General features: G+C 72.5%; 3 protein-coding genes. All 3 read left to right on the plus strand.

Features of this window, described 5'->3' with window-relative positions; all coding sequences use genetic code 11:
• The first annotated feature begins 11 nt into the window (after window positions 1–11).
• The 3 genes from AC069I_RS28820 to AC069I_RS28830 are packed head-to-tail and all read left to right on the plus strand — an operon-like array spanning window position 12 to window position 12,446.
• Entirely contained in the window at window positions 12–10,034 is a 10,023-nt protein-coding gene (locus tag AC069I_RS28820) for an amino acid adenylation domain-containing protein (protein WP_478266817.1), read from the plus strand.
• Window positions 10,031–11,437, plus strand: a complete 1,407-nt coding sequence (locus AC069I_RS28825) for a DHA2 family efflux MFS transporter permease subunit (RefSeq protein WP_478266818.1) — start codon at window positions 10,031–10,033, stop codon at window positions 11,435–11,437. Before AC069I_RS28820 ends, AC069I_RS28825 begins: the two co-directional genes overlap by 4 nt.
• Window positions 11,424–12,446: a 3-deoxy-7-phosphoheptulonate synthase gene (locus AC069I_RS28830; RefSeq protein WP_478229848.1), complete on the plus strand. Its 1,023-nt coding sequence runs from the start codon at window positions 11,424–11,426 to the stop codon at window positions 12,444–12,446. Before AC069I_RS28825 ends, AC069I_RS28830 begins: the two co-directional genes overlap by 14 nt.
• Window positions 12,447–12,604: the final 158 nt, after the last annotated feature.

The following is a 12,604-nucleotide window of genomic DNA, read 5'->3' on the forward strand; positions in this document are numbered from 1 at the left end:
CGGAGCTGAAGATGAATCTGGAAAGCGACCGAACGCAGGAACCCGCTGTGCTGTTTCACACGCGGGTTCACCAACGAGCACTGAATCTGACCGGTGCCCAGCTGGGGATCTGGACCGCGCAACGCCTCGAACCCGACTCGCCCTACTACGTCGTCGGCGACGTGATCGAGATCGTCGGCGAAAAGCCGGTCGACGTCGTCGCGCTGACCGAAGCGATCCGGGCGACCGCCGAGGAAGCGGACAGCCTGCGGTTGCGGGTCTTCGAGACGCCGGGCGGCCCGCGCCAGGTCGTGTCGGAAGACGCGGTACCGCTGCCGGAGGTCGTGGACCTGCGCGGCGAGGCCGATCCGGTGGCCGCGGCGCACGCGCGCGTGGACGCCGAACGCCGCCGGGTCGCCGAGGCTTGTCGCGGCATGGTGGACCGGCCCCTGTTCGCCCATCTCGTGCTGCGGCTTTCCGACTCGCACGTGTGGTTCACCCAGCTCGGGCACCACCTCGTGTTCGACGGCTACACCGCGGCGATGCTCGCCCGCCGGACAGCCGCTCACTACACCGCTTCGGTCCAGAGCAAGGAGGTGCAGCCCTCGACGTTCGCCCGCTTCGCCGATCTCGTCGAGGCCGATCGCGCTTACCGTGAAAGCGAACGGTTCGAGCAGGATCGCGCGTACTGGCGCGAGCGGTTCACCCCGTTGCCGGATCTCGATGACGGCGGCAACGCGTCAGGCCCGCCCGAGCACACCGTGACCGCCCGGTCGGTCCTGTCCGCGTCGGACGTGGCGAGGTTGCGTGAACTGGGCAAACGTGCCGGGACGACCTGGGGCGACGCGCTGATCGCCTGCTACGCCGCCTTCCTGCACCGCGTCCTCGGCTGGACCGACGTCGTGTTCGCGATGCCGTTGATGTGCCGTGAAGGAGCCGCGCTGCGGACCCCGGCGATGGCGGTCAACGTGCTGCCGCTGCGGGTCAAGGTGCTCCCGGAGGACTCGGCGGCCGAGCTGACCACGCGGGTCGCGGGCGCGCTGAAGGAGATGCGCGCGCATCAGCGGTATCGCGGCGAGGATCTGCCCCAGGATCTCGCGGTGCCCGGCGCCGGGGCGCTGCTGCACGGCCGCGGCATCAACCTCAAGGCGTTCGACCTGAAGCTCGACTTCGCGGGCTCGCACGGCACCATGCGCAATGTCGCGGGCGGGCCGCCGGAGGACATGGGGCTGTCGGTGCTCCCGACCTCGGACGGCGGGCTGTTGCTCGGTTTCGAGGTCGACGCGCGGACCCACGACCAGGCCGCCGTCGATGCCAAGCTGACCGCGCTGCGCTGCCTGATCACCGCGCTGACCGAACCGGACGGCCCAGCGGTCGCCGGTGCCGACTTGGTGCCGCCGGGGGAGCGGGACGCCTTGCTGGAGGCGTGGTCCACCCCCGCCCCGGACAGCGAACTCCTTGGCGTACCTGAACTTCTCGCGCGACTCGATCCCGAGCAGACCGCCCTGGTCTTCGGTGAAGAACGGCTGGGCGCGGGCGAACTCGTCACAAGGGTGCACCGTCTCGCCCGGGCCTTGCGGGCACGCGGCGTCGGGACCGACGACGTCATCGCGCTGGCCCTGCCGCGGTCCGCGGATCTCGTCGTCGCCCTGCTGGCGGTGCTCGACGCCGGGGCCGCCTTCCTGCCGCTGGATCTGGCCCATCCCGTCGAGCGGCTGCGGGAGCTCGCCGCCGAAGCCGGCGCGGTGCTCACCGTGGCCCACGACCCGGAACTCGTGCCGGGACCACAACTGCTGCTGGGCGAGACCGATCTGTCCACGCTGGACTCATCGCCGCTGGATGTTCCGCGTCATCCGGAACATCTCGCGTACGTCATCTTCACCTCCGGCTCCACCGGGCGTCCCAAGGGTGTCCTCGGCCGGGTCGGCGGACTCGCGACGCTGCTGCGCCACCACCGCGCGACCACGGTCGCCGAGACCGAACGCGCCGCGGGCAGGCCGCTGCGTGTCGCGCACACCTACTCGTTCGCCTTCGACTCCGCGCTCGACCAGCTGATGTGGCTGCTGTTCGGGCACGAACTGCACGTCTACGGCACCGACGTCGCCCGGGACGCCGACGAGCTGCCGGCCGCGTTCGCCCGCGACCGGATCGACGTCGTCGACACCACGCCGTCGATGGCCGCGCCGCTCGTCGACGCCGGGCTGCTCGACGGCCCGAACCCGCCCGCGCTCCTCGTCCTCGGCGGCGAGGCGACTCCGCCCGCGCTGTGGCGCCGGGTCGCGGAGTCGGGTGTCCGCGCCCGCAACATGTACGGCCCGACCGAGGCCACTGTGGACGGTGCCGGATCCTGGCTGGACGACGGGGAGCCGACGATCGGCACCGCGGTGCCCGGGACGGCGGTCCGGGTGCTCGACGCCGCGCTGCGTCCGGTGCCCGCCGGAACGCCGGGTGAGTTATACCTCGCGGGGCCGCATCTGGCGCGCGGCTATCTCGGGCGCCCCGGCGCGACCGCCGAACGGTTCGTCGCCGATCCGTTCGGCGCGCCCGGCGACCGGATGTACCGGACCGGGGACCTCGCCCGCTGGGTGCCCGGTCGCGGTCTGGAGTACCTGGGCCGCCGCGACGGCCAGGTGAAGGTGCGCGGCCACCGTGTCGAACTCGGCGAGGTCGAGGCCGCCTTGGCCGCCGTTCCCGAAGTGCGTGCGGCCGCCGCCGCGGTGCGCGGCCCCCGGCTCATCGGCTACGTCGTCGGCGAGGTCGTCCCGGACGAGGTCCGCGAGGAACTCGCCGGGCGCGTGCCGGAACACCTCGTGCCCGCCGCGGTCGTCGTACTCGACACGCTTCCGCTGACCTCCAACGGGAAGATCGACCGGGCCGCGTTGCCCGCCCCGCGCGCGGCGGCCGGAAGGACCGCCGCCACCGAACGCGAACGGCTGCTGTGCGCCACCATCGCCGAGGTGATCGGCGTCGAGGAAGTCGCCGTCGACGACGACTTCTTCGCGCTGGGCGGCGACAGCATCACCGCGATCAGCGTCAGCAGCAGGCTCCGCGCCCACGGCCTCGACCTGCGGCCGCGTGATCTGCTCGCCCGCCGCAGCTTCGAGGCGCTGGCCGCGGCGAGCGCGGAGATCGGCGGCCCGGCCGCACCGCCGGACGAGCCCGTCGGTGAGGTACCCGCCCCGCCGATCGTCCGCGCCCTGCTCGACCCGCATCCGGACGTCGCGACGATCGCCGGGTACACGCAATGGACCGCGCTCCGGCTCGACGAGGATCTTCCTCCCGCTCTGCTGACCCAAGGCGTGCAAACGCTGCTGGACCACCACGACGTCCTGCGTTTGCATTTAGAGGACGAAATGCGGGTCCGGGAACGCGGCGCGGTGAGGGCGTCCGACGTCGTCATCGAGACGACCGGCGACCCGGCCGAGGTCGCGGCGGCACTCGCGGAGTCCCTTGATCTCCGCGCGGGTGTCCTGAAGGTCGCGTTGCTACCGGATCACCTCGTCATCGTGCTCCACCACCTGGCGGTCGACGGTGTCTCCTGGCGCGTCTTGCTGCCGGATCTGCGTGCCGCGTGCGCCGGTGAAGCGCTCGAACCGGTCGGGACGTCGTGGCGATGGCACGCGCTCTTTCTCGCGGAGCAAGGGACTTCCGGTGCCCGGCGCGGCGAACTCGAGCACTGGCGTGGCGCGCTCGACGGCCCGCGCCTCGGCCACCGGCCGCTCGACCGGGCCGCCGACACGGTCGCGACCGCGCGGCGTTCGGTCACCGTCGCCACCCCGGAGCAGACCGACGCGGTGCTCACCGCCTTGCCCGCGGCCTACCGCGCCGGACCCGACGACGTCCTGCTCGCCGCGCTCGTGCTCGCCCTCCGGTCGTGGCGGGGTGCTCCGATCGAGGCCGAAACCGTGTCCCTCGAAGGACACGGCCGCGATCAAGACGGCCTGGACCTCTCGCGCACCGTCGGCTGGTTCACCGCCGAACATCCGTTGCGGGTTCCCGCCACCGCGGTGGCGGCGACCACGGACTTCGAAAGCGCGCTCACCGGCGGAGACGCGGCGGGAAAGCTGCTGCGGGCCGCCAAGGAGGCCAAACGCGCCGTTCCGGACAACGGCGTCGGCTTCGGCGTCCTGCGGTATCTCGACCCGCTGACCCGGGACGAACTCGCCGCCGTCCCACCGCCGGACGTCGTCCTGAACTACCTCGGCCGGTTCGGGGCACTGCCCGGCACCGGCTGGCGGCTGCCGGAGGAGGACCCGTTCGCAGTCACCGAACCGGCGGAGAAGTCGCTGGAACAGGTACTGGCGCTGAACTGCTTCGTCCGCGAGGACGGCCGTCCCCGGCTCGCCGTCGAATGGACCGCTGCGGGCGAGGTCCTGCCACAGGAAAGCGTTGCGGCGCTTCAGGAAGCGTGGTCCCGGGCGCTGGACGCCCTGACCGCGCACGCCACCCGGATCGGGCCGGACGGCGGTGGGCTCACGCCGTCGGATCTGCCGCTGGTCGGCCTCGACCAGACCGACATCGACGCGCTCGAACGCCGCGGCCGGCTCGAAGACGTGCTGCCCGCGACCCCGTTGCAGACCGGGCTTTCGTTCCACACCCTGGCGCGCGGCACCGAGGACACCGACGTCTACGTGGTCCAGGCCGTCACCCTGCTCAGCGGCGCCCTCGACGCCAGCCGCATGCGGGAGGCCGCCGCCGAGGTACTGCGGCGGCATCCCGCGCTGCGCGTCCACCTGCACACCACCGACGCGGGCGAGGTCGTCCAGGTGGTGCCCGCCGAGGTCACGCTGGACTGGCGGTTCGCGAGCGTGTCCCCCGACGAGGTCGAGGCCGAGTGCCGCGCCGAACTCGCCCGTCCCTTCGATCCGGTGACTCCGCCGCTGATCCGGTTCCTGCTGCTGACCCTCGCCCCGGACGAGCACCGCCTGGTGCTCACCAACCACCACGCGCTGCTCGACGGCTGGTCGATGCCGCTGGTCGGCCGCACGCTGCTGGCCACCTACGCCGAACTCGGCGGCGGCCCGGCCGCCCCGGTCGCGCCCTCGCTTTCGGAGTACCACCGCGTGCTCGGCGAACGCGACCCGGACGCGGCATCGGAGGCGTGGCGCGAGGCGCTGGCCGGACTCGAGGAAGGAACGCGGCTCGCCCCGGCGAGCATCGAGTCCACTGTGGAGCGTCCGGAACGCGTCATCGTGGAACTGGGCGGGGAATTCAGCGAGCGGTTGCGCGCCTTCTCCCGTGAACGCGGGATCACCCCGACGACGGTGTTCCAGACCGCGTGGGGAGTGCTGCTCTCCAGGCTGACCGGCCGCCGCGACGTGGTCTTCGGCTGCCCGGTCTCCGGCCGCCCGGCCGACGTCCCCGGCGTCGAGCGCATGATCGGCCAGCTCGGCAGCACGATCCCGGTACGCGTGCGCTTCGACGCCGCCGAAACCGCGGTCACCGTGCTGGAGCGCGTGCACACCGAAAGCGTCCGGCTCACCGATCACCATCACGCCGGGCTGCCGGACATCCAGCGCGCGGCCGGCGTCGGCGACCTGTTCGACACGATGCTCGTGATGGAGAACTTCCCGCTCTCCAGCCGCGCCCGCACCACGCTGGCGCCCGGCCTCGATCTCGTCGGCGTCGACATCACCGACGCCACGCACTATCCGCTCACGGTGATCGTGCTGCCCGGCGACGAGTTCACCGTCGGCCTCGGCTACCAGCCACAGGCGTTCACCCGCGAGGAGGCCGAGTCCTACGGTCGCTGGCTGCGTGCCGTGCTGCACGAGATCGTGGCCGATCCGGCACGGCCGGTGTCCCGGCTGCGCGCGCTCGGCGCCGAGGAAGAACGCGCGATGCTGCGCCTCGGCGAAGGACCGGAGCCCAAGCGCGAACGCGGCGGCATGCTGGAGGAGTTCGGCCGCTGGGTCCGGGAGACCCCGGACGCGGAAGCCGTCGTGTGCCGGGACCGGAGCCTGACCTACGCCGAACTGGACCGTCGTGCCAACCGGCTCGCGAACACCCTGATCGACGCCGGAGTGAAACCACAGGATCCGGTCGCGGTCCTGCTGCGCCGCGACGTCGACCTCGTGGTCGCGTTGTTCGGCGTGATCAAGGCCGGCGCGGTGCACGTGCCGATGGACCCGGATTATCCGGCCGACCGGCTGGCGTACATGCTCGGGGACATCGGGCCCGCCGCAGTGGTGTCCACTTCGGACGTCGACGGCCTTCCGGTGATCGACCCGGCCGCACTGTCCACCGAGGACACAGATCCGGGAATCCGGCTCAGTGCGGACGCGATCGCCTACGTCATCTACACCTCCGGCACCACCGGCAAACCGAAGGGCGTCGCTGTGCCGCATCGCGGGGTCCCGAGCCTGATCGCGCTGCAGGAGGACATCGTCGGGATCGGGACCGCCGAGCGGTACCTGCATTTCGCCTCGACGAGTTTCGACGTCGCCTTCTGGCAGTTCATGCTGCCGCTGCTGTCCGGAGGCACGTCGGTGATCGCGCCGGAGGAGGTGCGGGTCTCCGGCGACGATCTGCTGGCCTACGCCGCCGAACACCGCGTCACCGGGCTCAACCTGCTGCCCTCGTTCCTCTCCGCGATGCCCGACGACGCGACCGTCGACCCGGACGTGTTCTTCGTCGTCGGCGCCGAACGGCTCGACCCGGAACTGGCCCGGCGCTGGGGGAACCGGCGCGCGCTGTTCAACGCCTACGGCCCGACCGAGGTCACCATCAACTCGGTCACCTGGCACTACGACCCGGCCGATCCCGGCCCGCTCCCGATCGGCCGTCCGGACCCGGAGGTCCGCGCGTACGTGCTCGACGGCGGACTGCTCCCGGTCGGGACGAACGTGACCGGCGAGCTGTACCTGGCCGGGCCGAAACTCGCGCAGGGTTATGTCGGCCGGGCGGCGCTGACCGCCGAACGGTTCGTCGCCGACCCGTTCGGGCCGCCGGGGGAGCGCATGTACCGCACCGGCGACCTGGTCCGCTGGCGGCCGGACGGGCAGATCGTCTTCCTCGGCCGCGCCGACCACCAGGTCAAACTGCGCGGGTACCGGATCGAACTCGGCGAGATCGAGACCGCGCTGACCGCCCACGACGACGTGCGCGCCGCCGCGGTGATCGTCCGGGAGGACCGGTTGGTCGCGTACTTCGTCCCCGTGGACGGTGCCGAACCCGACCCGGCAGCGCTGCGGGCACACCTCGCGGCGGAGCTGCCCGCGTACATGGTGCCGACCGCGTTCGTCGCGCTGGAACGGCTTCCGCTCGGACCGAGCGGCAAGCTGGACCGGGCCGCGCTGCCCGCGCCGGAAGCCCGCTCGGACCGCGGACGGGAACCCGCCACCCCGGCGGAAGCGGTGCTGCTGCGAGTGGTCCGCGATCTGCTCGGACCCGACGTCGGGCTGGACGACGGCTTCCTGGACGCGGGCGGCGACAGCATCGCCTCGCTGCGGGTCGTCTCCCGTGCCCGCCGCGAAGGGCTGCACCTGACCGCGCGCGACGTCCTCGAAGGCGGCACGGTCGCGGGGATCGCCGCGCGCTGTGGCGAGCCCGAACAGGCCGAGGAAGCCCACGCCGTCGGCGACGCCCCGCTCACGCCGATCATGCGCGATCTGTTGCGGCGCGCGGGAAAGGCGGCCGACGGGTTCTGCCAGTGGGTCGAGATCTGTGTGCCTTCGGCGGACGACGTTCCTCGCTGGCGCTCGGTGCTCGACGCCGTTCTTGCCCGTCACGACGTCCTGCGTGCGCATCTGGTCGAAGACACGCTTCGTGTCCCGGACGTCGGCGCCGTGACCGGTGCCGACGTGCTCACCGCCATCCGCGTGTCCCGAGATCCGCGTGCGGCGCTGGACACGCAGGTCGAGCAGATCGTCGCGCGGATGGACCCGCGTACCGGCCCGCTGGTGCGGGCGGTCTTGGTGGACGTCGGCGAGGAGCGACCGGGGCGGTTGCTGCTTGTGGCGCACCACCTGGTCGCCGACGCGGTGACCTGGCGTGTCCTGCTCGACGACGTCGAACAGGCCTTCCACGGCAAGACCCCGCACCGGCGCGGGCAGTCGTTCCTGGGCTGGGCGCGGTCGCTGCGCGCGGCCGCCCCGCATCGAGAGGACGAATTGCCGTACTGGCGAGGGATCGCCGCCGCGCCGGAGACCACGCTCGGCCGCACCCGGCTCGATCCGGCGCGGGACACCGTGGCGACCGCCCGGCACCACCGGCTCGACATCGGCGAGGACACCACCCACGCCGTGCTCACCGCGCTGCCCACGGCGTATCGCACGGGCCCGGACACCGTGCTGCTGACCGCGCTCGCCCGCGCTGTCGCCGCCTGGCGCGAGACCGTCGCCGACCTGGTCGTCGCCGTCGAAAGCCACGGAAGGCCGGGACACACCCCGGACTTCACGGGCACGGTCGATCTGGCGCAGACCGCCGGCTGGTTCACCGCCGTGCATCCGGCGCGGATCGCCCCACCGGACGGACCGTTGCCGGACGCGCTGCGGGCGGTGCGCGACCATCTGCGCGCGGCGGGGGACGGCCTCGGGCACGGAATTCTCGGCGTCGGCGGCCCGCGGCCCGAGATCGCCTGGAACTATCTCGGCCGGTTCCCCGAGGCTCCGGTCGAGGAGACCCTGTGGCAGCGCCCGCCGGACGCCGATCCGCTTGGTTCCGGCGGTGGTGCGGAGATGCCACTGCCGTACGCGCTCACGGTGAACGCGATGGTCCCCGACGGTGGCACGCTCGGGGTCCGCTTCACGTGGCCGTCCGCGCTGTTCACCGAAGACGAGATCGCCGTGCTGGGCGAGCATTTCCGCCGGGAGCTGGACGCGCTCGCAGCCGACGTGCCCGGCCCCGGCGAAGTCATGCCGCTGACCCCGTTGCAGGAGGTGATCCTGCGCGAGTCCCGTGCCGCGGACGAAGATCCGTATCCGGTGCAGGCCGCGTTCACGCTGTCCGGTGACCTCGACGTCGAGGCGCTGCGGGCCGCGGCGAACGCGCTGGTCCGACGGCAGCCGAACCTGGGCGCGGTGTTCCCGGCGTCGCACGAGGTCCAGGTGATCCCCGCCGAGCCGCTGGCCGGTTTCCGCGTCCGCGAAGTGTCCGAAGTGGACACCGTGTTGGACGAGGAGCTGGCGGAACCGTTCGATCTGGCCCATGGTCCGCTGTGGCGGGTCACCGTGCTGCGGCACGGGCCAGGCTGTCAGACGCTCGTGCTGACCAGTCACCATCTGCTGTCCGACGGCTGGTCCGCGCCGCGCGTCCTCGGCGAGTTGTTCGCGCTGTACGCGGGGAAGCCTTTGCCGGAGCCGGTGCCGCCGACTCGGTACACCCGCCTGCTCGCCGCGGCCGATCACTCGTCCGACGTCCGGGCCTGGCGGGCGGAACTCGCCGGCCTGCCCGAAGGCGATCACTTGCCGTGTACCGGCGGGTCCGCCGAACCGGCTCTGTTCACTGTGGACAGTCAGCTGGTCGCAGAGCTGACCCGGCTGGGCGCCGCACGGGGCCTCACCGTCAACACCCTGTTGCAGGGCGCGTGGGCGGCCGTCCTGGCGACCCACGCCGGGCGCCGGGACGTCAGCTTCGGGGTGATGACTTCGAATCGGACGTCCGATGTGGACGGTGTCGAGGAGATCATCGGCCTGCTGGCGAACAGCGTCCCGGTCCGCGCCCGGTTCACCGGGACGGTCGCCGAGGCGCTCGCCGATTTGCAGGCGCGGCAGCAGGCGATGGCCGCGCACCATCGGATGGGGCTGCCCGAGCTCGCGTCGCTGGCCGGCCGCGAGCGGCTGTTCGACAGCCTGCTCGTGTTCGAGAACTACCCGGTGGACCCGGCGAAGCTGCGCGAACCCGCGCCCGGCCTGACCGTCACCGGGACGAGGTTCCGTGAACGCACGCACCACCCGGTGAGCGTCACCGTCGTCCCCGGCGAGCACGGCTGGGAAGGTGTTCTGTACGCGAGGGAGACCGACGCCCGGTCGCTCGCCGACGACCTGGTCGGGTTCCTGCGGAAACTGCCGTCCTGGTTCGACGGCGACGCCGCCGGGTTCGCGGGGGAGCGGTGACCGCGCGCCCGATCGACGCCGCCCTGTGGCGCACGGCGGCCGTCCTGGTGCTCGGCACGTTCATGGCGACCTTGGACAGCACGATCGTCTCGGTGGGCGTCGACACCCTCGCCGACGAGTTCGGCGCGCCGGTCACCGGCGTCCAATGGGTGACGACGGCGTACCTGCTGGCCGTGGTCACGGCGGTGCCGGCGTCGGGCTGGCTCGCCGACCGGTTCGGTGGCAGGCGGGTCTGGCTCACCGCCGTCGTCGTGTTCCTGCTGGCGTCCCTGTTGTGCGCGCTGGCGCCGACCCTGCCCGCGCTCATCGCCTTCCGTGTCCTGCAAGGACTCGCGGGCGGCCTGCTGCCACCGACCGGTCAGGCGCTCCTGGCCCGGGCGGCAGGACCGGACCGGATCGGGCGCGTGATCAGCGTCGTCGGTCTCGTACCGCTGTTGTCGCCGGTGCTCGGCCCGATGGCGAGCGGCACGATCCTCGCCGTCGCGGACTGGCCATGGCTGTTCTACGTCAACCTCCCGGTCGGTGTGGTGGCGGTGATCCTGGCCCGGCGCTGGGTTCCGGCGGGTGAACCCGGCGGCAAGGGTGCGCGCTTCGATTTTCGCGGCGCGCTGCTGCTTTCGCCGGGGCTCGCCGTCCTGGTCTTCGGGCTCACCTGGTTCGAGCAGGGGACGCCGGTGGTCGCCGGGATCGCCGTCGTGCTCGGCGTCGTGATGCTCGCGGCGTTCGTGCGGCACGGCCTGAGCGCCGAAGCGCCCTTGCTGGATCCACGCTTGTTCACGCGGCCTCCGTTCGGGGTCGCCGCGCTGGCGCTGGTGCTGCTCGGCGCGTCGGTGTTCGGCACGATGTTCCTGCTCCCGCTCTACCTTCAGCGCGGCCCGGGACTGTCCGCTTGGGACACCGGGCTGCTGCTAGTGCCCCAGGGGATCGGCGCGGCGGCCGGTTCCGTACTGGTGAACCGCCTGGTCGACCGGATCTCGCCGCGCACCCTGGTGCTGAGCGGGATCGGCCTGGTCGCCCTCGGCACCGCGCCCTTCACCCAGCTCGGTCCCGGTCTTCCGGACTGGGTCATCGTGCTTTCCTTGCTGCTACGCGGTTTCGGCGCGGCGATGATCGGCGCGCCGGTGATGACGATCGTCTACCGCCGGGTCGAACCCGCCCGGCTGCCCCGCGCCGCCGGGGCGCTGAACCTGCTCAACACGCTCGGCGGCTCGATCGGCACCGCGGTACTGGCCGTGGTGCTGCAGGCCCGGCTGGCCGCTCGCGGCTCGGACGTCGCCGCGGCCTTCGCCGACGCCTTCTGGTGTGTTCTCGGCCTCGCCGTCGTGGCGGTGGCCGGTGCGACGCGGCTGCCCCGGGCCGGGGTGGCCGCCCCCGACAACAAGAGAGGTCATGCGGATGCTTGACCAGGACACACTGCCCAGTCCGGCCGAAGTGGCCACGAGCGGCGTCGTGCCGGACGAGATCGTCCGGCACCGCGAAACCGTCGCGGACGTCCTCGCCCGCCGCGACTCCCGGCTGCTCGTCGTCGTGGGCCCGTGTTCCGTGCACGACACCGACGGCGCGCTCGAGTACGCGCATCGGCTCGCCGAGGCGTCCCGCCGGTTCGCCGACGATCTCGTCGTGGTCCTTCGCGCCTACCTGGAGAAACCGCGGACGATCGCGGGCTGGACCGGTCTGGTGCCCGACCCCACCCTGGACGGCAAGGGCGATCTCGCGTCCGGTGTCCGAATCGGACGGAAGTTCCTCGACGACGCCGCCGCGACCGGGCTGCCGCTCGCGTACGAGTTCGTCGACCCGTTCCTCGCGCCGTACTTCGCGGACACCGTCAGCTGGGGCGCGATCGGCGCGCGGACCGTCGCCAGCCAGCCGCACCGGCATCTGGCGTCCTGGCTGCCGATGCCGATCGGCATGAAGAACTGCGTGTCCGGGCGGCTGGACACGGCCGTCGCCGCGGTCCGGGCGGCCGCGCTGCCGCACGTGTTCCCGGGCGCCGCGGCCGATGGGCGCGCCCGGATCCAGCGCAGCGCCGGAAACCCGGACGCGCACCTCGTCCTGCGCGGTGGCCCGAAACCCAACCATCACGCGCACGCGATCGCGGACGCCCTCGACGCGCTGACCGCCGCCGGTCTGCCGCACCGGCTCGTCGTCGACGCCTCGCACGGCAACAGCGGGAAGGACCACAACCGGCAGCCCGTGGTCGTCGCCGACCTGGCGGACCAGATCTCCGCGGGCAACGACGCGCTGGCCGGGGTGATGATCGAGTCGTACCTCTCCGACGGCAGGCAGGACGTCGGTTCCGCGCGGCCCCGGCGGGACCTGAGTATCACGGACGCTTGCCTGGGCTGGGAGCGGACGGTGCCGCTGCTGGAGTCGCTCGCCTGCGCGAACGCGGTGCGGCGCATCGCCTCGTGAGCGGTGAGGTGTCTTGGGCAGGCAGGGGGCCGGGGGTGGTCGTGAGTGGCGATTCGGGTTCTCACCCCAACCGCCCCCCCCCAACCCGATGGACCACCCCAGTGCGGGGCCCCTGTTCCGCCTCAAGCGAGGCAAGGCCCCTCCCCCCGCTTTGCCAA

It is taken from the genome of Amycolatopsis sp. NPDC043885 (genome assembly GCF_056435685.1).

Bases quoted from the DNA above. Each gene is read 5' to 3' on its own strand.
- AC069I_RS28820 (WP_478266817.1), top strand. From the start codon at position 12: ATGAATCTGGAAAGCGACCGAACGCAGGAACCCGCTGTGCTGTTTCAC.
- AC069I_RS28830 (WP_478229848.1), top strand. From the start codon at position 11,424: ATGCGGATGCTTGACCAGGACACACTGCCCAGTCCGGCCGAAGTGGCC.